We start from the raw sequence: 21,468 nt of genomic DNA, 5'->3' as shown, positions 1-21,468 counted from the left end.
AATTGAAAAAAATTATTACCTTTTTCGTCTATCTGTTTGTGAGATTTTATTTATCCAAATACCCAATCCACAAACTTCCTCAACCTACCAAACTGCAAAACATAAAACATATCCTCTTATTTTCAAACACCGCTTTAGGCGATACAATGATGAGCACACCTGCAATAGTGCAAACAAGACGAGCTTTTCCAAGCGCAAAAATCACTCTTTTTATCTCTAAAACCATCTATCCGCTTTTTCAAAACTACGAATATGTTGATGATTTCTTAGTTTATCAAGGAGGATACAAAAGTTTTATTAGCGACATATTAAAAATGCGACGTTTAAAGCCTGATTTGGTATTAATGTTTCACAGCAATGGTCCTATGGATATTCCATCGGCTATTTTAAGTGGGGCAAAATATATTTTAAAGACTTCAAGGAATAACGATAAGGAGCAATTACTCTCTACGAAACTGCCATTGTATGCGCATTTTATTCCAGCGAGATTGCAGAGCCTTTCATACATTACCCTTGAAAATTATGACAATATCCAAATGAAACTCCCAGCCAAATATCACGCATTTAGCGTAAATATGAGGGGGGGGGATATAGGATTCCAAATGCGCACTAGCAAAGAACGCAGAGAATGGGGAATAGAAAATTTCGCCAAGTTAGCCACGATGATTTTAGAATCTCACGCGACAGCAACAATATTTTTATCAGGAACATTATCAGAAAGGGAATATTCCGACCAAATTTACTCATTCATTCCAAAAGATTTGCATAAAAGAATCCATAATCATTGCGGAAAATACAGCCTTGATGAACTTCCCTATTTTTTAAAAAGTCTCCATTGTTTTATTACAGGCGATACAGGTCCTATGCATTTGTGCGGTGCGCTTGGGATTCCAAGTATTGCCTTATTTCTAGGCGGTGCTTCTCCTGCAGGAAGTGGAATCTTGCAGGATAGAGAAATCCACATAGAAATCCAACAAGAATCCCCCGAGTTTATTACTCCTCATCAAATTTTTGAATCGTTGGAAACATTAATAAAAAAATTAAGCATAAATGAGAATAAAAAATACAAAATCTTAAAAACTACATCAAAGAATATGGAGCAGAAAATATTTTCTTAAATTAGATTTAGTCAAATATCTTTACCTCTAATAAATGCACATAAATGTCGGAAAAATTGTGTAGGATGTCGCCAATAAATTCTTATTGGATTTTCTTTACACTTATCTTGCCAACATTTAAAATAATATTCTACATACTCCGCCCTTACAATATATAATGGCTCTTCAGCTCTAAACCCTTTTCCTTCAAATAAGTAGGTTTTGCTTTTATGGACAAATAATAATAGATTCTGTCTATACCAAAAGCCTATTTTTTCATTATTCCAAATTTTTTTACGCAAAATATCAAAGCATACATAATCCAATTTTGCAAACAAATCTGCCCAATATTTTGGTGGCTGTTCATTAATATGTTCTGTTCCCCCTTGATGAGGAATCGCTGCAGAAAACAATACAATATCTGAAAACATTGTCAAGAGTTTAATAAAATTTTCTGCATATTGCTTTTCTAAATGTTCTGCAACTTCTAAACTTTCTGCTAAATCAAATGGCTTCTTATCAGATTCTGGTATATTTTGCATTACATTCCTAAAAATATCATCAGCATCCGCTGTCAAATCTGCTTGCTTATAATAATCTTTAGCAATATAAAATAAACTCTCTTCTACACCATTACCATCAATACCAAAATATTTTAAATTTGGTTTAGCATCAGTCCAAGCCTTAAGCCAAGTCCCAACACCACAGCCAACATCTATAATACTCTCTATATCAGTAAATAAGCCCCCCCCCCCGCTCATATAAGAGATTACCTCTTTAGCTGAATTGTAACTTTCTTGCATTTGAGAACGATAAAAATCCTCATCATAACTATTGTTGCCCATTCTCGCTCCTATTTTTAAAATAAAAATTATTTTATTAATGCTATAATACCGAAAAATAAGGATTTTTAAAATATGTCCAATACGATTCATAGCTTTTGGTATAGTAAAAATACAAACAAAAATGCTATTACTACAATGGAAGTTTTATGTATTGCCTCTTATCTCTCTTGCAATCATTCTTTTGTGCTTTATACTTATACTCCACAAGATGCGTCTATGTTGCACCTCAAAGAAAAGCTAAAATACCATAAGAATTTTTCTAATTTTTTTATTAAAGATGCGAACGAAATACTTACGCAAGATAAAATATTTTTTGATGATAGAGGCAATGTTGGAATCGCGGCTTTTAGTGATTATTTTAGATACCATATTCTCTATAAAATGGGTGGGTGGTGGGTGGATACTGACACAATTTGTGTCCAAAACCTAGAATCGCTAGCCACACCATTTGTTTTTGCAAGTGAGAGAAATAAAGAGGGTTCTTCTATAATTACAACTTGTGTCATAAAAGCCCCCAAAGATTCTCCTATGTTATTAGAGATAATTTCAGAAGCACAAAAAACTATTATCAATAAAAACAATAGAAGCAAAATAAAATTAAAAAATATTCTAAAGTTTAATTTCACAAATAAAGTGCAATGGGGCATCATTGGTCCAAAATTTTTAGATAATTTTATTAAACAACACGAGGAATTAAGGGCTTTTGTTGCATCTCCACATTATTTTTGCGATATTAATTATTTTGATGTTAAAAACTTCATTATTCCGCAACCACAAATCAATATAAATACTAATATATATATATATCATCTTTGGAATGCAAAATGGTTTGACTTACAACTTGACAAAAATGCTACTTATCCAAATAGTATTTATCAATATTTCAAAGAAAAATACTTGCTACAATAAAAAATGTCAAAACCTCGTTGCATAATCATTAATCACATTGGCAATTCTATTGATAAATACTTTCCTTTAGAGCAATACGATATCATTTGCTTAGTTGCTAGAGACATTGAAGTAGTAAAAGCCAAATATGGAAATCATTGCAAACATTATCTATCTTTTACGACAAGGCAAGGTTTTGAGAACAACTACAAAAACAATTATAATTTAACCTATGCACACATAGAAAAATATAGGGCAACTCAATTAAAAATTGAACACGGACTACAAAGACAATTCACAGATATGGGAATTATCCAGCAAAAATATTTTATTGCTCTTTCCTATTGGCTAGAAATTTTTGAATCTCACGCAATAGACGCTTGTTTTTTAGTAGGGCAAAATCACTCAATGCCTTATGATTGCATTCCTGTTGATATTGGAATTTCCAAAAATATTCCTACTTTTAATATCAATAATCCTTTAGGATATGGCAACACTTCTATTACACAAGTTATACTACTTAACTCAAAAGATTTTATTAAACTCAACAATAGCCCAACGCATCATCACATATATGCTTTTATAGATGGGTTACAAGAATATTATCAAAAAAACTTATTCAAAAGAAAAAAAATTGGTTTTTCAAATCCATATAAATTCTTTTTTAAAAGCCAAGTCCGAACTTTTCCGTATTTGATTACTAATCTTTTCAGGTCTCCTTACAAAAAATACAAAAGGGCTTTTGTTAAACAGCCATTACTAGAGAAGCACGAGATATTTGCGGCTAGTCTATATGTAAAAGATCTTAAAAGACTATACGACAAAATATCTCTCCAACCTTCAGAAGAAAACTATATTTACTATTCGCTACATCAAGAGCCAGAAGCTAGCATTATGGCGACAACAACTTTAAATTCACAACTCTCAATTATTCAATGGTTATCTGAATGCTTACCAAAAGGCTGGAAACTATATATCAAAGAACATCCGAGTCAATTTTTTTGTTACGATAGATATGATTATTTTTTGAAAAATATTCACGAGTTTAGAAGTCCAAAGTCTTATCAACAAATACTCTCACTCCCAAATACCACTTTAATAGATATTAATACCCCAAGCAACACATTAATAAAAAATGCAAAAGCCGTGGCTTCAATCTGTGGCTCTGCTTTATTAGAAGCAGTTGCATTGCACAAAAAACCCATTATAATATTTGGAGAAAATGTATTGTTTTTAGAATTATTGAAAGAATCCTTTAAAATTACTTCCAAAGATTCACTTCAAGAAGCAATAACAAAAATTGAGGGGGGGGGGGCAACTCCTATTTATTCAGATTTTAGCGAGATAGTCTCAAACTTTACTCTCTTAAGCAGCGACACTGCTTATAATGAAAAAATGAAAGATGTAATTCAAAATTTAATTAGGAGCAAAAATGCAAACTAAATTCTATATTATTCTCCCTATTTATAATGTAGAATCCTATTTGACTCAATGTCTAGATTCCGTCTTAAATCAAACCTATTCCAACTTTGAAGCAATTTTAGTTAATGACGGCAGCACAGATTCTAGTGGAAAAATCGCACAAGAATATACAAGTAAAGATACAAGATTTACGCTCATTTCGCAAGAGAATCACGGACTATCCGAAGCAAGAAATTTAGGGCTAAAGGCGGCTAAACAAAAATGGCAAGGGCTAGGAGATAACTCTTATGTTTTGTTTTTGGATTCTGATGATTATTGGGAGAAAGATGCGTTGCAAACCTTTGTCAATATCATCTCTCTAAATTCAATAGATGTTATAATGAGCGATTCTATCTTTAAAGTAAATCTGAATCAACAAAAAACCTTAGTAGAGAATTATTATTTAAGAGATAAATCTATTTGGGAAACTATTGTCCCACCTCCTTATTTGATAGAAGCTTTAGGAAAGAGAAATTTACATACAATTCAAAACTTTGTTTTTAAGGCAAATTTTATCTTTACCTCCAAAGCAATATTTATACCAAACATTATACACGAAGACAATCCTTATCTACTAGAAATAATTCCAAAGTCTCAAACCATCTATATAAACTCTAAACCTTTTTATAATTATCGTATAGGAATCCCTTCAATAACCAATCAACCAATATCATTTGCCTATATAAAGAAAAAAATAACTAGTTATTATACAATCATTCAGCATTACAATAATCTCTTAACTTGCTATGATTCCCCCATTATTCAAAACCATATCAAAGAGCAAATATCTGTATTTCTTATGTTGATTATGGAGTGGATAAAAATTTTTGGCTATTCTAAGGATTTAGGAATCTCTAAAGAAAATCTGTTGCCTTATGCTCATTTTTTGAGTATAAAAAGGAGATTTTCTATCTACTTTCCTAGACTTTATGGATTCCCAAAGAGAATGAAACGATATTTAAAATCTAAATTTACAAGGAAATAAATGCGTATTCTCTGCATTACCGATAAAACCTACAACGAGGAAGAAACATCTATAAAAGGTGTCTTTGAAAAATATCTTTTAGAATATGCAGAGGTGCATTGCGTCTATTTTACCAAGGATTCCAAAGCATACAAGCCTTGCTTTGAAAATAATCGTTTTATCTTGCCCTATTCTACGAAGCACAGAAAATTTATCCAAAATTTTATGAATCTTGGAGGAAATTTACTAGACTATAACTTCATCATCGTGCGCAACTTTTATGGAATCGCAAAACAAATTTTACCTTTCCACAAACAAGTGATTTTTTGGGAAACTTTTCCGCACGATTACCGCCGACTTTATGAAGCTAAGAGAGATAAAAAGGCGATATGGCGCAAAACCATAGAATATAAAATCAAGTTTTTTTTACATAATAAAATCCTCAATAAATGTCTTGCTTATGTTGGCTCTACTTTGCATTTTAAATCTCTCCACAAGTTAAATATTCCAATCTTTTCACTACCAAATGGGATTGACTTTGAGCTTTTAAACGATGAAGCCATTATGCGCAACATTACTTCTATAAACCAACCCTTAAAGTTAATTTACATCGGCGCAATAGATGAAAACAGAGAATTAGCAAAGATAATAGAGGCGATTTCCAAAGTAAAAGGAGAGTTTAGTTTGGATATTTTTAGTGGTAGCTCCAATCAAGAAGTAGAAAAAATCCGACAAATCACCATTAAAGATACGAGAATCTCTCTACACCCACCCTTGCCTTTTAGCAGTCTTGTGACAAGGTTAAGCACTTATGATGTTGGATTAGGTATTATCCCCAACACACCTCTTTATAGTGTCTCCTCTCCGATTAAAGCAATGGAATATGCAGGTAATGGTGTGATTCCACTCTTAAACGATTTACCCGAATATTTGCGCCTCTTTGATAAATACACTGCGTTTTTTACGCAAAATAACCTTAATGCCATCACACAAAGCCTAGAAAAAATTTTAAATACGCCCAAAGAACATTTATTAGATAAAAAACAAGCGACTTTCAAAAATGCACAAAAAAGAATGGATTACAAAATAATCACTAAAAATTTCTACGATTTTCTACTCTCCTTGCAATCTAGCAATCCACATACAAATCAAATTTCAGGGGATTAAATGATAATTATTGCTTTTAAAAGATACTTGGCAAAATTCCTTTGCGCCTTTATTCCTATCAAGCCTTTGCGCCAAAGCTTACGCAAAAAGATAGAAAATCGCTGTATTACAATCACAAGAGATAAGATAGATTCTTTTATCCCTAAACCTATTCACAATCTAATCCATTCCTTTAATAACGAGGATTTCCTAGCCCTTAACTTTGCCAAAGAGCAAGGTTTAGAAATACAAGAGAGGATTAAAATTACAAATGATTCTAAAACTTCTAAGCCTTATGTTGTAGAATCACAAAAAGCCTTAAACTAAAGGTATTGCTTGGCACTTCTGCGGGGGGGGGGGCAATTTATAGAAACAAACCCAAACAATCCTTGCACACATTTTGGATTCTTTAACTTTGATAAAAACTCTAGCAATCCTAAATCCCCTTTAAACCCTTGGGCTTATATACGTGTGAAAAATGAGGCAAGAACTCTAAGGGCAAGTTTGGATTCTATTTTACCTGCAATCCAAAGAGGTGTGATTGGATATAATGATTGCGATGATGGAAGTGAGGAGATTATCTTAGAATTTTGCAAATCCTATCCTAGTTTTATTCCTGCAAAATATCCTTATAATGTGCAAATCCATAATCCAACAAAAGAGGAAAACAAGCTTTATAATTATTATAATTTCGTTCTCTCTTTTATTCCTAAAGGTGAATGGTTTATTAAGATTGATGTGGATCATCTCTATGACGCAAAGAATCTTTATAAGAGTTTTTATTTGCCTAGAAATAAATGGGATGTTTTAGCACTCTCACGTATAGATTTCTTTGTAAAAGACAATCAAATTTATGTAGCAAATACCCACACAAGAGGAATTTACCAAAGAGCTGGAGACCAAAAAATGTTACGAAGTGGGAGAATGAAATTTTTTGAAAGAATCGTTACGCAAAACAAAAATTTTGGGAAATTTCATCATAGTTTTATTATAAACAACCCTACACAAGAACAAAAATCTCTTATGTCAAAAGGCTACGATTCTTATGAGGGAAATTTCTCTTCGCCCTATGAGAAAGTTTTTCGCTCTGAATTTTGCAACTATCATTTTCCCAATGTCAAGCATAGGAGGCAATTAGCAAATCCAAATGGAATTCTGCTTAAAGACTTTTTATCAAGCAAAGATGAAGCAATAGGGATAGAAATAGACCCTCAAATGTTAGAGGAGCAATATATTCTGCAACTTTATCAGAGGTTTGATCTTGAGAGATAGAATCTCAATAAATCCTATACATCACCCGAATCCTAATCTTTGTTTTCACGCTTGGATAAGGATAATCTTTATAGGCAATTTTAATCGTGTGAATGCTATTTTCATCTAGCAGTCTAAAGCCACTTGGTGTTAGGAGTTTCAAGTCGGATATATCTCCATTGGGATATAAATAAAATTCTACAATATTATCCCCTTGTTGTCCCATTCTACCCGCAACAGACGGATATTTTAAATACCTTTGTGTAATGCGTCCGATTCCACTGAGATTATCCTTTATAAATCGCTTCTGCTCTGCATCAAGCGAACCAAACTCTTCACCATAAAGGTCTTTTACCTCTTGATTAGACATATCTTTGCCAAAATCATAGATAGAGGGGGAATCTAGCGCACCTACACTCCTTTGTGGTTGTGGCTTGGAGAGACTCTGTGCTAACGCATTATTAACAGAGGGCTTTGGGGGTTTATTTTGCTTAGGTGGTGCAGGTTTTGGCTGCTTGGGCTTTGGCTGAACTTGTGATTTGCTGTCCTGCTTTTGTGGAGGATTTGGAGGCGTTGGTTTTGAAATTTGGGATTCTACATTTTCTCTCTTTTGATTCTCGCCACCTTGTGAGAATCTAAAATGCTTCAAACTCACACGCTCACCCTCTTTTACCCCCATTTGTTGAGGACGATAAAAATCATCAACGCGCAATTCCCACAACAAGAGTGCAAACAAAAGAAAATGAATGGCTAAAGATAAAAAAAGCGCAAGAAAGCTATTTCGCTTCACTGGGTATCTCTTGCTCTAATAGTTCCTTAAATTCTTGCGCTCCACTCTCTAACAATTCTACATTATAAGAATCTAATAGTGTTGCATCATTAGGACTTAAAACCACTAAATATCGCCTATTATACGCTTCAAATATCACTAGCTTACTATTGAATCCTAATGTCGTAACAGACTGCACTTGCACAACACTTTGCAAATCCCCTTTATCAAATAATGCTCCCAATACATTGGCTTTAGAGGATTTGATTTGAGGAGCATTCAAGCGATTTTTCACATACCACAAAAACAGCAAAAGCCCGACTAAAATTAGAATCACACCGAAGTATTGCAGCATATTCACACTCTCCAGGGGTGATTTCCCTGTTTCAAAAGGAAACTTTAAAGATTCAGAATCAGGCTTCATTCCCTGTAATAAAGGTTTAGTTGTATTATTTTCACTTATTGTGCTATTTGCACTTAAGATTGTACAAAAGAAACATAATCCGCACAAAAGTGCCAAAACCACTTTCATACCGTGCTAATACTCTCTCTAGTCAAGTAATAAATAATGGCATTAGAATCTAAGATTTCATTGACACGAATGGCTAAGTTTTTTTCATAGACCATTACTTCGCCTTTGCCGATAATGCGTCCATTAATATAAATCTCTACACTCTCACCTGCAGGTTTTTGCAAGTCAATAATAGAACCCTTTTCAAAACGCAAAATGTCTAACAAAGGTATTTTTGTAGCGCCCAAATCGGATTTGAAAATCACTCCCATATCCAAAAGCCCGCTATAATTATTCATAACTCCGTCTAAATATCGCGCCAAATCCTCTTGTTTGGGTGCTTGAATTTTAGCTAGTGTAAATTCATCTGCTGACATAATCTTCCTTTATCTATGCAAAAATAGCGAGCATAAAGCGCCCTCAAGCGTGAAATTTAAATGATTGTATTGTTTATCTTGAAATTCTCCATAGCCAAATACGCGTGGAGTTTTGATGTTAAAGCTTTTTCCTTCTTTGATTGCAAGCACTTTACTAAGCCCAATCGTCAAGTTCGCTAATTCTTGCGAGAGGTCTTGCAGACTTAAATCATCTTTTGCATTTTCCCCAAATAACCCAAAGGATAAAACATTTAAAAACTCTTTAGAGCTCACAAAAGTAACCGTCCCTTTTGTATCATCGTCAAAAATAAGATCGATACTAGAGAGATAACCACACAAAAGTTTATTATTACAAGGCGCGGGTGTTTTCTCAAGCGTATCCTGCATAGCTTGAATAAATGCCTTTTCAATGATTCCTTTCATACAAATGACCTTAAATTGAAACCTAGTTTAAAAATTAATAAAAATGATTATAGCCAAATTTTATTTAGCTTTGCTGTAAATTGTAGGGATTTGTTAAAGTATTTTGTCGTGAAATTGATATATAGATAGCCTCAAAATGCTCTAAATTATAGCCATTTGGGATTCGCAGTGAAACTCACAAGTAACCAAATTTTATAACTTGGAATCTCTAAAGATTGTTCAATTTTGTTACGAATAATGTCCATTTCCCTGATACTTATCTGTGCATTTGCATCGGTTGTTAGGAAATTCACTTCAATCATAAAGAATCTTCCACTTTTGGCTACGTGTGTATCATAATCTTCAAATCCATATTCCATACTTAAAACCTCCATTACTTCCGTGATTTTATCATCTAGCTCTTTTGGTGCGACCATCATCAAATCCTTTAAATTTGAAACGAATATCCTTAAAGGCGTCAATGCCAAAAACACACACAATAGCACAAGTAAAATGGGGTCAATATAGCGTGTCAAAGATTTACTCTGCTCTGCATCAAACAAAATAATCACTCCAAAAGCAATCAACGCCCCTAGATACAAGACACAATCAATTTTCCATTCCGCATTATCTACCCCAATTAATTCAGAATCAAGATGTCTTGAAAAATAACCTGTAAAGCTGAAGAGAATAAAGCACAAGATAAAAGCACAAATTGTGTAAATCATTGCGCCATTGATTTGCAAAGTATAACCCCCACTTAAAATATCCTCAATCCCGCCAATAAACGCATAAACACACACGATAATCAAAATCAAACTTTTAAACAGATTTACCATTGGTTCAAAGCGCACATAACCATATTGAAACACATCATCATCTTCGCGATAAACAAAGCGCGAAGTAATCACGCTTAATAGACCCAAACCCACAGAAACTAATGCGATGATTCCGTCAAAAACGATTGCGGAACTTTTAAAGCTCAATCCAAAACCAATCCCCAAAATAGCCAAAAGTAGCGCACTATACATTGAAACTTTTAAAACAAACTGCTCACACCGATTGTTTGCCCTCAAGGGCTGTGCCGCTTGTAAAGGTTGGGAGGAATTTTGGCGGACTTTTCTACCATAATTACTCGTTGGGATTTTAAATTTCATCACTTAACCTAAATATAAATTTATCAAGATTATAACGCATTTTTAGAGATTTCATTACAAATCCCTAAAAGCAAGATTCCAAACAAGACACCCACACCATATATTGTGGTTTGCCCCTCCGTCATTACAAGGAATGAAATGATGGGGCAATCCATAACACAAAATCTCGCAATGACAAACAGATTTTTAAAAGAAATTTCGCTACAATATCGTTTTTAAACTTCACAATAAGGAACAATAATGCTAAAAGTCTCTACACTTTTATCTGCTTCAGTTTTGTTGCTCACATTTGGTGCATTTACCGGTTGTGGGTCTAATTCTAAAGATTCTGCGGAATCTAGTGCGACAAATGCTTCAAGTGAAAGCTTGGCAGTCTTTGCCAAAGAGCAAGGCAAGATAGACATTGCAGGAGGCACTGCGCATATCCCAGTAATGAAAAAGGCGGCAGAAGCAATTATGTCGTTTAACCCTAAAATCACCATTAGCATTACAGGGGGTGGCACAGGTGCTGGAATCACAAAAGTTGGCGAGGGCTTAGTTCAGATTGGTAATACTGGACGCGCACTAAAACCCCAAGAAATTGAAAAATATCAGTTGGTTTCTTTTCCTTTTGCAGTAGATGGGGTTGCCATTGCGGTGCATAAAGAAAATCCCCTCTCTAATCTCACCAAAGAGCAAGTAAGCCAAATTTTCAGCGGGGAAGTCAAAAATTGGAATGAACTAGGAGGCAATGAGGGTGTAATTAACCTCTATGTGCGTGAAGATGGGAGCGGCACACGCGATACTTTTGAATCCAAAGGTTTAAACGAAGGCATAGAGATTCCACAAACTGCAAATGTCGTTAGCTCCAATGGTGCGATGAAAATTGCTCTTGCACAAGATAAAAATGCGATTGGCTATGTCGGAATCGGGCATTTAGACACAAGCATTAAAGGCATCGCATTTGAAAATGTTGAACCTACCCAAGAAAAGACAAAAGAAGGTTCTTATCAAATCAGCCGCCTTCTCTATATGAATACAAAAGGTGAACCACAAGGACTAACCAAGCTTTTTGTGGATTATATTTATTCTAGTGATGGCGCAAAGTTTATTGAACAATCCGGCTATATCCCGCTTCCAAAATGAAACTTGTCGCAATATTTGCGACAATCATAGCATTAAGCGGAATCTGCCTACTTTTTCTCGTGATTGGTGGGTTTGGACTGCAAACACTTGCTTCCAATCCTAGCTTGACACTTCACTTTAGTTGGAATCCCAAAGCCAATGAATTTGGGGTTTTGACAATGTTTGTTAATTCACTGATTCTAAGCTTTAGCACATTGCTTGTTGCATTCCCTTGTAGTCTAGCTATCGTCTGCGTTCTCATCTTGCCAATGAAATCCAAAGCAACCAAGCTTTTGCGGAGCATTTTAAGCTTTCTTGTGCGTTTTATGGGTTCTATTCCCACCGTGCTTTACGCCTTTGGTGCATTGTTTTTACTCGTTCCACTCTTAAGGGAGGCTTTTAACGGAAGTGGGAGAAATCTGTTAGCCTGTATTTGCGTCTTGAGTCTCGTGATTCTACCCACAATGGTTTTACTTTTAGAATCTGGACTTAAAAAACCTTTTTTAAATCAGCATTTAAATGCTCTCTCACTTGGATTGCGCGACTTTGAAACTTTTTATTTTATCGTGATTCCAAAGGCTAAAGGCGTGCTTATAGGTGCATTTTTACTAGGCTTTGGAAGAGCCTTTGGTGATACGATGATTGCGCTAATGCTCTCCTCTAATGCCTTGAATTTTGCCACTTCACTTTTTGACCCTTTGCGCGTTTTGAGTGCGCATATCGCGCTTATCACCGCGAATGAGAGTATCGGAGAGGCGTATAATGCACTTTTTGTTTCTGGATTTTTGCTGATTGTTTCCAATGCGCTTTTAGCCCTTTTTGCACGTGGCATTTTGCATAAATCCAACTCACTTTAGGATTCCACAATGAAACGCAAAATCGCAAATGTCCTTTATCTTTTAAGCTTCTTAAGTTCCACTTGCATTGTCTTGGTCGTTTGCTCTCTTTTGTTTTGGGTATTTTGGCGTGGAATCTCTGTGCTAGATTTACAACTCTTTTTTGGCAATACTGCACCTCTTAGCGCGATTTTGGGTAAAGTAGCAGTGTTTAATGGAATCTTTCCTGCAATTCTTGGGACTTTATGGCTTGTGATTTTAAGCCTCTTATTTGCGATTATTCCTGGAATTGGCTGTGGAATCTATCTTGCCTATTATGCCAATGCTTTTGAAAAGTGGTTTTTAAACACAATGGTAGATATTCTTGCAGGGATTCCATCGGTGATTATGGGGCTATTTGGATTCTTAAGCATTTTGTGGCTTAAAAATCACTTGCTACCAGAGGCAAACAGCTGCCTACTCCTTGCAGCTTGTTGTCTTGCTTTGCTTGTTTTGCCTACACTCATTGCTACAACCAAAGAAGCCCTTTTATCTGTGCCGCAAGACTTAATGCTCAATGCTTTGGGCTTAGGTTTGCCTAAAGGCAAGATTCTGTGGTATTTTTTGCTCCCTGAAGCAAGAAATGGAATCCTAAGCGGTGCAATCTTAGCGCTTGGTAGAGTAGCAGAAGACACCGCTGTGGTGATGTTTGTCGGTGCAGTGGCAAATGCAGGATTGCCCAATGGGCTTTTAGGCAAATTTGAATCCTTGTCGTTTTATATCTATTACAACTCCCAAAACTATCAGACACAAGGAGAGCTACAAAACGCAATGGGAGCAAGCCTAGTGCTACTTTTCCTATGCGGATTTTTGTTGCTTCTAGGTGGAATCTTAAAAGGAATTGCAAAAAGGAACTCTAATGATTCTTGAAATGAAAAATTTAGGTGTGCGCTTTGGGGAGAAGCAGATTTTCTCTAACCTCAACTTGCAAATCAAACCTTATGGAATTTTTACGCTTTTAGGTGCTTCAGGTTGCGGTAAAAGCACTTTTTTACGCTGCATTAATCGGCTTTGTGAAGAAATGGGTGGGGAGATTATGGGCGAAATTTTACTAGATTTGGATTCTACTTCTATGCAAAACATTCAGAGGATTCCACTAGAGATTTTGCGCAAAAATGTCGGTATGCTTTTTCAAACACCCCAACCTTTTAATCTAAGTATTGAAAAAAACTTGAGTTTGCCCCTCTCCTTATTGACAAACCTAGATAAACACACAATTCAAGCTAAGATTTGCGAATCTTTGCAACAAGTAGGTCTTTGGAATAATCTGAAAAATCGTTTGCGAGAAAATGCTTTGCGACTTTCTGGGGGGGAACAACAAAGACTACTTTTAGCTAGAGTCCTAAGCCTAGAGCCAAAAATCTTGCTTTTAGATGAACCCACAAGTGCGCTAGATTTATATTCTCAAAATATCATTGAAGAATTATTGATTGAAATTGCTCACACGCATACCTTAATAATGGTTTCACATAATATTGACCAAGCATTAAGAATCGCGGATTCTCTAGCGGTAATGCAAACACAAAAAGGAAATAGCAACTTCTTAAAAGTTCCCAAAGATAAAGCAGCACTAGAAACTGCTTTGAAAATATAAAATTATTTAGAAAATGGTATAGAAACAAAATTTTTGAACTTTATTAAATTTTTAAAATATTTTTGGCATAATTCCAATCTTTCAAAAAACTTAAATATTCAATTCTAAAAGGAGGTTAGGTATATGGATTTTTTCAGAAACCTTAAACTGCAAACTAAGCTTAATAGCGTAATTGCCATAATTTTTATTGTTGGTATCATTATTTTAAGTTTAATTGTTACAAATCGCGTCAGTGAAAATATGCAACGCAATGCAAAAGACATTGTTGAGAAGTCCTCTCAAAGTTATGCCGACCACATCAAGGGAATTTCAGAAGAATTAATTACCATCACGCGGGGGAGTTCTTCAATCCTCAATCACATTTTTGAAACTGCTGAAATTAGAGATTTAAGCTTTCAGAGGATTTATAATGTTATAGAGGGAGTTTTTGATAGTTCCTCTAATGCAAATTATGGATTTCTCTATCTCAAAAACGCCCCTGCTCACTTCAGAGAGAATCCTTTACACATTACTCCAAGTGGTGAGTTTTTTATGATGCTTTATGACGAAGACACTTCCAAAGTGGGGGGGATTACCTCTAAACAAGCAAGAGACACTTTTCCACAACTCGCAAGCGTTCAAGATGCACTACGAGAGGGTAAATATGGTAGCAATCGGGTATTTTTTGGTAAAACAAGAAAATTCCAAATCGGCGAAGATGATTTTATTGGAACAGGGCTAGTTATGCCCCTATTTGATAATAGAAAACAAATTATAGGTGCAATAGGCTTTATCTTCAATTCTGAAACAATAGCAACATATCTAAATGACCCAGACCAAAGCGTATTTGAGCAAGATATAAGACTACTCCTAGATAATGATGGGCTAATTATTTCATCTCCAGATTCCAATCAACTCTTAAAACAAATTCAAGATGTGAATCCTACTCCCGGTGCGCAAAGCCTCATTAACGCAATCAAAAATCATCAAGATGGCATCTACGACTACACAGACACTCACGGCAATTCCAGCTTTGCAAGTTTAGAAAACTTCTCTGTTGCAGATAATGAAGCAAGTTTTGCCGTAGTAACAACTGCACCCAAAAATTCCGTATTAGCCCCTCTTTATCACTTGCAATACACGATTGGCATTGCTTCATTAATCTTTATTGTTGTAGCAATGGGATTAATCTATTGGTATATTAAAGTCAATTTGGGGAATCGTCTGCCTATGTTGGTAAAAACTCTTGTTGCTTTCTTCCGATTCATCAACCACGAAAGCAAGGAGACTCAATTCATCAAAATCAATGCGAATGATGAGTTAGGAATTATGGGCAAACTTATCAATGACAACATTAAGAGAACACAAGATTCTTTAAGAATTGACGAAGAAGCAATTGAGCAATCTGCTCAAACCGCTAAAGCCATTGAAAATGGAGATTTAACGGCAAGAATCGTCAAGCAACCTGCCAATCCGCAATTAGTAGAGCTTAAAAATGTGCTAAATAATATGTTAGATGTTTTACAAAACAAAGTGGGAAGTGATATGAATGAAATCCATCGTGTCTTTGAATCCTATAAAACCCTTGATTTTACAACAGAAGTAAAAGATGCAAAAGGTAGTGTAGAAATCACAACAAATACTTTAGGAGAGGAAATCCGCCAAATGCTAACGGCTAGTGCAGGGTTCGCACAAAATCTCTCTGCACAATCTTCCGAGCTAGAGAAATTTATGACTAGACTAACCGAAGGCTCACAAACTCAAGCAAGCTCTCTCCAACAATCTGCTGCAGCCGTAGAAGAGATTAACCAATCTATGGAAAATGTTAGCAACAAGACAAGTGATGCAACAAGACAAGCTGAAGATATTAAAGGAATCGTAGGCGTGATTAAAGACATTGCAGACCAAACCAATCTTTTAGCCCTTAATGCAGCCATTGAAGCAGCAAGAGCAGGAGAACACGGAAGAGGATTCGCCGTTGTCGCCGATGAAGTGCGCAAACTCGCAGAACGCACAGGAAAATCACTTGGCGAAATTGAAGCAAATGTGAATGTGCTAGTGCAAAATGTAAGCGAAATGAGTGAATCCATTAAAGAGCAAAGTTTAGGGATTTCACAAATCAATGAAGCGATTGTCCAACTAGAGACCGTTACAAATGAAAATGTTGAAGTCGCCAATATGACGAATGATATAACCAAAAATGTTAATGATATTGCACAAAATATCTTAAATGATGTGCATAAAAAGAAATTTTAATCCTCTTAAATAGAATCAATCACACCCGTGATTCTACGATTCTATTTCGTTATTTTAACCCAAAATAAACTAGCAAATTCTAGCCCCTTGTCCTTGCGAGAAAATTGCAAGATTTTCGTGGCAATGCAAACTTGCTACTTCGTTTTACTTGTAAGAATAAATCCCAAATGACTCATTATTGGCTATAATTGCAAAATTTAAACTTCAAGGCAAAGAATGGAATATGATGTTATCGTAGTGGGCGGGGGACACGCAGGAATTGAATCTAGCTTAATTGCTGCAAAAATGGGTTGTAAAACTTTGCTGATTACTATGCTAGTAGAGCAAATCGGTGCAGCAAGCTGCAATCCAGCCATTGGCGGACTTGGGAAAGGGCATTTAGTCAAAGAAATTGACGCGCTTGGTGGTATGATGGGCTACCTTGCGGATAAAAGTGGCATACAATTCCGCACTCTTAATGCCTCTAAAGGTCCAGCGGTGCGTGGAACGCGTGCGCAAATTGATATGGATAGATATAAAATCCTTGCACGAGACATTTGCTACCGCACCCAAAACCTAGAAGTAACCCAACAACTTGTGGAATCTCTTGTGTTAAATGAAAACAAAAATGCAGTGATTGGACTAAAAACCTCTATTGGCAAAACTTATTATACAAAAAAGATTATTTTAACCACCGGGACATTTTTACGAGGCAAAATCCACATTGGAGAGAGTACTTCTGGCAATGGACGAGCAGGAGAGCCTCCTGCATCTGCTTTAGGAGAAGATTTGCGCTCACTTGGGCTTGAAGTTGGACGATTAAAAACCGGCACTTGTGCAAGGATTAAAGCAAGTAGCATTTGCTTTGATAACCTAGAAAAACATTGCGGGGATACTCCTACACCCTTTTTTAGCCAAAAAACAAAAAAAGAGCTAGGGAATGGCACATTTAATCCTATACAACTTCCCTGCTATGTAACCTATACCAATGCTAAAACTCACGCAATCATTCGCTCAAACTTTCATCGTGCGCCACTTTTTACAGGGCAAATTGAAGGAATAGGTCCGCGCTATTGCCCAAGCATTGAAGATAAAGTGCATCGTTTTGGCGATAAAGAGAGGCATCAACTTTTCTTAGAACCCCAAACCCTAGAGGCAAATGAATACTATATCAATGGTTTAACTAGCTCATTGCCTTTTGATGTGCAAGAGGAGATGATTCATAGCATTGAGGGCTTAGAAAATGCTGAAATTGTGCGCTATGGCTATGCGATTGAATACGATTATATCAATCCCACAGAGCTGAAACATACGCTTGAGACTAAAAAACTCAAGAATCTTTATTGTGCAGGACAAATTAATGGCACAACAGGTTATGAAGAAGCAGGAGCACAAGGGATTCTTGCAGGGATTAATGCCGCACTTAGCGCACAAAACAAAAAAGAAATTACTTTAAAGCGTAATGAGGCTTACATCGGCGTCTTAGTAGATGATTTGGTAACCAAAGGCACAAAGGAACCCTATCGTATGTTTAGCTCACGTGCGGAATACCGCTTACTTTTGCGTGAGGGAAATGCTAGGTTTAGACTTGGGGAACTTGCACACAAGTTAGGATTAATGGACGATTCAGATTTCACAGAACTTATGCGGGATAAAAAGCATATACAAGAGGGACTAGAATGGCTCAATCAAACTCCCATCACACCTACATCGGGGGTTTTAAGATTCTTAGATTCTATTGCAGAAGAAAAAATCAGTGATAAAACAACTTGGAGTGTCATTGTGAGCAGACGCAGTTTTGATTTACAAAAACTCCTTAAAATCTGCGAAATTGTAGAATCCCCATTTACACACTACTCCACACGCTCACTTGAAGAGATTTTGATAGAAGCAAAATACGCAAACTACATTCAAAAACAGCAAAACCTCATCAACAATATGGACAAAATGCTAAATATTACAATCCCTCAAGATTTCATATTTGATGGGATTTCAGGTTTAAGCTTAGAAGTGATTGAAAAGTTAAAGAAATTCAATCCTAAAAGCCTCTTTGAAGCAAGTGAGATTAGTGGGATAACCCCTGCTAGCTTAGAAGTCTTGCAGCTTTATATCCACTTACATAACAAAAAAGGATAGCTTGATGTGCTTTTGCCCTAAAGCAAACTCTATTCTGCACTTCAGAAGACTTTAAGTAAGTTATTAAAGAGGGGAGATATAATAAAGGCTTTGATTTTGACTTAAAGGATTCGCAATGCAAACAAATCACACAACACAACAACCCGAAATAGATTTAAACAAAATATATGGAGAAGCTCAAAATATCTATCAAGAGATGACAAAAGAAAAACCAAACCTTAACCTCTTCATCATCGGTGCTACGGGGGTAGGCAAAAGCACTCTTATCAATGCTATTTTTGGTAAAAAGATAGCAAAAGCAGGAAGCGGGACGCCCATTACACAAGAGATTCAAGAATACAAAATCAAAGATAAATTTTCCATTTTTGACTCTAAAGGCTTAGAAAGAAAAGATTATGAAAAAACCTTAAAAAACATTAAAAACTTCTTAGAAACAAGGAATGAGCAAGGAATCAATGCACAAATCCACATTGCCCTACTCTGTATCCAAGAATCCACAAGGCGCATAGAAGAGAGCGAAAAGGAAATGCTTAAAATTTTGCAAGAACATAGGATTCCAACGATTGTAGTTATTACCAAAGCTCAGCAAGATAAAGATGAAAATGGAGAAAAATTCTCTGAAATCGTTGCAAGAGAGCTTAAGATAGATGATGCACATTTGCAAAGAATTTGGGCTTTAGCAGTTGAAGATGATGAGGGATACATTAAGCCACTTAAGGGAATTAATGAGATGATAGACAAAGTTTATGCGCTTTTAGGTGAGGGTAGAAAAGAAGCGTTTGCAAGACATCAAACATACGATAAAGACAAGAAAAAACAATCTGCCCAATCCCTGCTTTCCAAATATACAGCCGCGGCAGCCACAATGGCTGCTACACCCATTCCTTTTTCAGACTTTGCACTTCTTGCTCCTACACAAATGGCAATGATAGGACACATTAGTAGTGTCTATGATATAGAGCTAACTAAAGAAAATCTTGCAAAGATAGTCGGAGCATTCACTGCAGTTGCTGGAGTGGGATATGCAGTAAAAATCGCTGTTGGTAGCCTCATTAAGCTCATTCCTGCCGTTGGCACTCTTGCGGGAGGCACATTGAATGCCACAATGGCTGCTACGACAACCGGTCTTATGGGCAAGGCTTGGATTGCTTATTTGGATTCTAATTTTGACAATCTTACAGATTCAATTAACCATCTCAATCAATCCAAATTAGAAGAAAACTACAAAAATTTAAAAGAAGTAAAAGAAAAGAATGAGGTTGTAATTTAACCCTGTTTCATTAATCACAACGACACTTTGTAAGATTCCATTGAGATTTACTTATTTTTATTTTAGTTTTAAAGAGAATGCGTTAAAATCGCACATTTAAACTCTATTTTAGGTTGCTTTTATGAAACAATTTAATTTTAAAAAAATTTTTTATGTGCTTATGGCAAGTGCGTTGCTACTTGTAAGTTTTCAAAACACAGCATTTGCAGAAGATGAGTCACGACTAGATGCTTATAACAAGCTGCGCAAAGTGATTGGAACGGTTGAAAAATACTATGTAGATGAGCTAAGTCTGAATGAAATCGTAGATAAAGCGATTGACGGACTTTTAACAAACCTTGACGCACATTCTGCTTATTTAGATGAAAAGAAATTTGAAGATTTAAAAATCCAAACTGATGGACAATTCGGAGGAGTTGGAATCACGATTGCTCTAAAAGAGGGTGCATTGACTATTATTGCCCCCATTGAAGGCACACCGGGCGATAAAGCAGGTTTAAAAAGTGGAGATATTATCTTAAAGATTAATGAAGAAAGCACTTTAAATATGAGCATTGATGAAGCGGTTAATAGAATGCGTGGCAAACCTAACACAAAGGTTCAATTAACTATTGTGCGTAAAAATGAACCAAAACCGCTTCTCTTTGACATTATGCGGGATAATATCAAAGTAGAATCTGTCTATGCCAAGGGGATTGAAGACACTAATTATGTCTATTTACGCGTAACTTCCTTTGATAAAAATGTCAGTAAGCACGTAGAAGAGGAGCTAAAAAAGTTCAAAACCATAGAGGGAATTGTGTTAGATTTACGCAACAATCCGGGCGGATTGTTAAACCAAGCCGTAGAATTAAGTGATTTATTTATCAAAGAAGGGATTATTGTCTCTCAAAAAGGGAGAATCAAAGATGAAAATATTGTTTATAATGCAACAAGTCGCACACCTTATGCTGCGATTCCCCTTGTCGTATTAGTCAATAATGGTAGCGCAAGTGCAAGTGAAATTGTCGCTGGTGCGATTCAAGATAGCAAACGTGGTGTTTTAGTAGGTGAGGGAACATTTGGCAAAGGCAGCGTGCAAGTGATTCTCCCAACAGAGAAAAAAGAAGCTTTAAGGCTCACAATTGCGCGCTATTACCTGCCAAGTGGGCGCACGATTCAAGCCGTAGGTGTAACACCAGATATTGAAGTCTCTCCTGGCATTGTGCCAGATGAAAATATCGGCTTTAGTATCAAAGAAGCAGATTTACAAAAACATTTAGAAGGGGAATTAGCAAAAGTTGAATCCAATAAAGACAAAAAAACAAAAGATTCCAAAAATACTATTACGCATAAACAAGTGTTACAAGATATTCAGCTAAAAAGCGCCATTGATGTGCTAAAAATCTTTAAAGTTCTATAAAAGGA

General features: G+C 35.8%; 22 protein-coding genes. 15 read left to right on the top strand and 7 right to left on the bottom strand.

The features are described from left to right. Positions 1-2: 2 nt before the first annotated feature. Positions 3-1,118 carry a glycosyltransferase family 9 protein gene (locus Q0Y61_RS02330; RefSeq protein ID WP_297810752.1) on the top strand — a complete coding sequence of 372 codons (1,116 nt, stop codon included), beginning with the start codon at positions 3-5 and terminating at the stop codon, positions 1,116-1,118. Between the two features lie 11 nt (positions 1,119-1,129). On the opposite strand, the gene Q0Y61_RS02325 is transcribed toward Q0Y61_RS02330, so the two are convergent. Beyond that, complete coding sequence (locus Q0Y61_RS02325; RefSeq protein ID WP_297810749.1) at positions 1,130-1,942, bottom strand: class I SAM-dependent methyltransferase; 813 nt, start codon at positions 1,940-1,942, stop codon at positions 1,130-1,132. Between the two features lie 72 nt (positions 1,943-2,014). Here Q0Y61_RS02325 and Q0Y61_RS02320 point away from each other — a divergent pair, with 72 nt between their 5' ends. The 6 genes from Q0Y61_RS02320 to Q0Y61_RS02295 are packed head-to-tail and all read left to right on the top strand — an operon-like array spanning position 2,015 to position 7,673. Continuing rightward, a complete protein-coding gene (locus Q0Y61_RS02320) occupies positions 2,015-2,851 on the top strand; it encodes a glycosyltransferase (protein WP_297810746.1) in 837 nt (278 codons plus the stop codon). A gap of 3 nt (positions 2,852-2,854) precedes the next feature. Continuing rightward, positions 2,855-4,273, top strand: coding sequence for a hypothetical protein (locus tag Q0Y61_RS02315; protein ID WP_297810743.1), 1,419 nt, complete (start codon positions 2,855-2,857; stop codon positions 4,271-4,273). Next, a complete protein-coding gene (locus Q0Y61_RS02310) occupies positions 4,263-5,276 on the top strand; it encodes a glycosyltransferase (protein WP_297810740.1) in 1,014 nt (337 codons plus the stop codon). Before Q0Y61_RS02315 ends, Q0Y61_RS02310 begins: the two co-directional genes overlap by 11 nt. Next, positions 5,277-6,422, top strand: coding sequence for a hypothetical protein (locus Q0Y61_RS02305; protein ID WP_297810737.1), 1,146 nt, complete (start codon positions 5,277-5,279; stop codon positions 6,420-6,422). It abuts the gene before it with no gap. Continuing rightward, positions 6,423-6,728 carry a hypothetical protein gene (locus Q0Y61_RS02300; RefSeq protein WP_297810733.1) on the top strand — a complete coding sequence of 102 codons (306 nt, stop codon included), beginning with the start codon at positions 6,423-6,425 and terminating at the stop codon, positions 6,726-6,728. It begins immediately after the preceding gene. A 9-nt stretch (positions 6,729-6,737) separates the two neighbouring features. Continuing rightward, positions 6,738-7,673: a beta-1,4-N-acetylgalactosaminyltransferase gene (locus Q0Y61_RS02295; protein WP_297810730.1), complete on the top strand. Its 936-nt coding sequence runs from the start codon at positions 6,738-6,740 to the stop codon at positions 7,671-7,673. Between the two features lie 4 nt (positions 7,674-7,677). Here Q0Y61_RS02295 and Q0Y61_RS02290 read toward each other — a convergent pair whose 3' ends face one another. The 6 genes from Q0Y61_RS02290 to Q0Y61_RS02265 form a co-directional block, all read right to left on the bottom strand. After that, positions 7,678-8,442: an energy transducer TonB gene (locus Q0Y61_RS02290; RefSeq protein ID WP_297810728.1), complete on the bottom strand. Its 765-nt coding sequence runs from the start codon at positions 8,440-8,442 to the stop codon at positions 7,678-7,680. Further along, positions 8,429-8,953: a hypothetical protein gene (locus Q0Y61_RS02285; protein WP_297810724.1), complete on the bottom strand. Its 525-nt coding sequence runs from the start codon at positions 8,951-8,953 to the stop codon at positions 8,429-8,431. Before Q0Y61_RS02285 ends, Q0Y61_RS02290 begins: the two co-directional genes overlap by 14 nt. Further along, positions 8,950-9,309 carry a flagellar motor switch protein FliN gene (gene fliN, locus Q0Y61_RS02280; RefSeq protein WP_297810721.1) on the bottom strand — a complete coding sequence of 120 codons (360 nt, stop codon included), beginning with the start codon at positions 9,307-9,309 and terminating at the stop codon, positions 8,950-8,952. The genes Q0Y61_RS02285 and fliN overlap by 4 nt, the downstream gene beginning before the upstream one ends. A gap of 9 nt (positions 9,310-9,318) precedes the next feature. Continuing rightward, positions 9,319-9,732 carry a hypothetical protein gene (locus Q0Y61_RS02275; protein ID WP_297810718.1) on the bottom strand — a complete coding sequence of 138 codons (414 nt, stop codon included), beginning with the start codon at positions 9,730-9,732 and terminating at the stop codon, positions 9,319-9,321. Positions 9,733-9,878: 146 nt separating this feature from the next. Then, a complete protein-coding gene (locus Q0Y61_RS02270; protein ID WP_297810715.1) occupies positions 9,879-10,868 on the bottom strand; it encodes a cation transporter in 990 nt (329 codons plus the stop codon). 29 nt (positions 10,869-10,897) lie between these two features. Then, positions 10,898-11,023, bottom strand: coding sequence for a hypothetical protein (locus tag Q0Y61_RS02265; RefSeq protein WP_297810712.1), 126 nt, complete (start codon positions 11,021-11,023; stop codon positions 10,898-10,900). Between the two features lie 85 nt (positions 11,024-11,108). Here Q0Y61_RS02265 and Q0Y61_RS02260 point away from each other — a divergent pair, with 85 nt between their 5' ends. The 8 genes from Q0Y61_RS02260 (at position 11,109) to Q0Y61_RS02225 (ending at position 21,463) form a co-directional block, all read left to right on the top strand. Further along, on the top strand, positions 11,109-11,993 hold the full coding sequence (locus Q0Y61_RS02260; RefSeq protein ID WP_297810709.1) for a phosphate ABC transporter substrate-binding protein: 885 nt from the start codon (positions 11,109-11,111) through the stop codon (positions 11,991-11,993). Then, on the top strand, positions 11,990-12,829 hold the full coding sequence (locus Q0Y61_RS02255) for an ABC transporter permease subunit (protein WP_297810706.1): 840 nt from the start codon (positions 11,990-11,992) through the stop codon (positions 12,827-12,829). Before Q0Y61_RS02260 ends, Q0Y61_RS02255 begins: the two co-directional genes overlap by 4 nt. A gap of 9 nt (positions 12,830-12,838) precedes the next feature. Then, on the top strand, positions 12,839-13,717 hold the full coding sequence (locus Q0Y61_RS02250; protein WP_297810703.1) for an ABC transporter permease subunit: 879 nt from the start codon (positions 12,839-12,841) through the stop codon (positions 13,715-13,717). Continuing rightward, positions 13,707-14,441, top strand: coding sequence for a phosphate ABC transporter ATP-binding protein (locus Q0Y61_RS02245; protein ID WP_297810700.1), 735 nt, complete (start codon positions 13,707-13,709; stop codon positions 14,439-14,441). The genes Q0Y61_RS02250 and Q0Y61_RS02245 overlap by 11 nt, the downstream gene beginning before the upstream one ends. Positions 14,442-14,564: 123 nt before the next feature. Continuing rightward, positions 14,565-16,676: a methyl-accepting chemotaxis protein gene (locus tag Q0Y61_RS02240; protein WP_297810697.1), complete on the top strand. Its 2,112-nt coding sequence runs from the start codon at positions 14,565-14,567 to the stop codon at positions 16,674-16,676. A gap of 216 nt (positions 16,677-16,892) precedes the next feature. After that, positions 16,893-18,791: a tRNA uridine-5-carboxymethylaminomethyl(34) synthesis enzyme MnmG gene (mnmG, locus tag Q0Y61_RS02235; RefSeq protein WP_297810693.1), complete on the top strand. Its 1,899-nt coding sequence runs from the start codon at positions 16,893-16,895 to the stop codon at positions 18,789-18,791. A 115-nt stretch (positions 18,792-18,906) separates the two neighbouring features. Further along, positions 18,907-20,061 carry a GTPase gene (locus Q0Y61_RS02230; protein WP_297810690.1) on the top strand — a complete coding sequence of 385 codons (1,155 nt, stop codon included), beginning with the start codon at positions 18,907-18,909 and terminating at the stop codon, positions 20,059-20,061. Between the two features lie 160 nt (positions 20,062-20,221). After that, positions 20,222-21,463, top strand: a complete 1,242-nt coding sequence (locus tag Q0Y61_RS02225; RefSeq protein WP_297810851.1) for a S41 family peptidase — start codon at positions 20,222-20,224, stop codon at positions 21,461-21,463. The last annotated feature ends 5 nt before the right edge of the window (positions 21,464-21,468 follow it).

Source organism: uncultured Helicobacter sp., assembly GCF_947367035.1.
Lineage (GTDB): Bacteria > Campylobacterota > Campylobacteria > Campylobacterales > Helicobacteraceae > Helicobacter_D.
The sequence above is the reverse complement of the archived record's forward strand: the minus strand, read 5'-3'. Positions and strand labels throughout refer to the sequence as shown.

Bases quoted from the DNA above. Each gene is read 5' to 3' on its own strand.
- Q0Y61_RS02325 (WP_297810749.1), bottom strand. From the start codon at position 1,942: ATGGGCAACAATAGTTATGATGAGGATTTTTATCGTTCTCAAATGCAA.
- Q0Y61_RS02320 (WP_297810746.1), top strand. From the start codon at position 2,015: ATGTCCAATACGATTCATAGCTTTTGGTATAGTAAAAATACAAACAAA.
- Q0Y61_RS02315 (WP_297810743.1), top strand. From the start codon at position 2,855: ATGTCAAAACCTCGTTGCATAATCATTAATCACATTGGCAATTCTATT.
- Q0Y61_RS02310 (WP_297810740.1), top strand. From the start codon at position 4,263: ATGCAAACTAAATTCTATATTATTCTCCCTATTTATAATGTAGAATCC.
- Q0Y61_RS02305 (WP_297810737.1), top strand. From the start codon at position 5,277: ATGCGTATTCTCTGCATTACCGATAAAACCTACAACGAGGAAGAAACA.
- Q0Y61_RS02300 (WP_297810733.1), top strand. From the start codon at position 6,423: ATGATAATTATTGCTTTTAAAAGATACTTGGCAAAATTCCTTTGCGCC.
- Q0Y61_RS02285 (WP_297810724.1), bottom strand. From the start codon at position 8,953: ATGAAAGTGGTTTTGGCACTTTTGTGCGGATTATGTTTCTTTTGTACA.
- fliN (WP_297810721.1), bottom strand. From the start codon at position 9,309: ATGTCAGCAGATGAATTTACACTAGCTAAAATTCAAGCACCCAAACAA.
- Q0Y61_RS02275 (WP_297810718.1), bottom strand. From the start codon at position 9,732: ATGAAAGGAATCATTGAAAAGGCATTTATTCAAGCTATGCAGGATACG.
- Q0Y61_RS02270 (WP_297810715.1), bottom strand. From the start codon at position 10,868: ATGAAATTTAAAATCCCAACGAGTAATTATGGTAGAAAAGTCCGCCAA.
- Q0Y61_RS02265 (WP_297810712.1), bottom strand. From the start codon at position 11,023: ATGGATTGCCCCATCATTTCATTCCTTGTAATGACGGAGGGGCAAACC.
- Q0Y61_RS02260 (WP_297810709.1), top strand. From the start codon at position 11,109: ATGCTAAAAGTCTCTACACTTTTATCTGCTTCAGTTTTGTTGCTCACA.
- Q0Y61_RS02255 (WP_297810706.1), top strand. From the start codon at position 11,990: ATGAAACTTGTCGCAATATTTGCGACAATCATAGCATTAAGCGGAATC.
- Q0Y61_RS02250 (WP_297810703.1), top strand. From the start codon at position 12,839: ATGAAACGCAAAATCGCAAATGTCCTTTATCTTTTAAGCTTCTTAAGT.
- Q0Y61_RS02245 (WP_297810700.1), top strand. From the start codon at position 13,707: ATGATTCTTGAAATGAAAAATTTAGGTGTGCGCTTTGGGGAGAAGCAG.
- Q0Y61_RS02240 (WP_297810697.1), top strand. From the start codon at position 14,565: ATGGATTTTTTCAGAAACCTTAAACTGCAAACTAAGCTTAATAGCGTA.
- mnmG (WP_297810693.1), top strand. From the start codon at position 16,893: ATGGAATATGATGTTATCGTAGTGGGCGGGGGACACGCAGGAATTGAA.
- Q0Y61_RS02230 (WP_297810690.1), top strand. From the start codon at position 18,907: ATGCAAACAAATCACACAACACAACAACCCGAAATAGATTTAAACAAA.
- Q0Y61_RS02225 (WP_297810851.1), top strand. From the start codon at position 20,222: ATGGCAAGTGCGTTGCTACTTGTAAGTTTTCAAAACACAGCATTTGCA.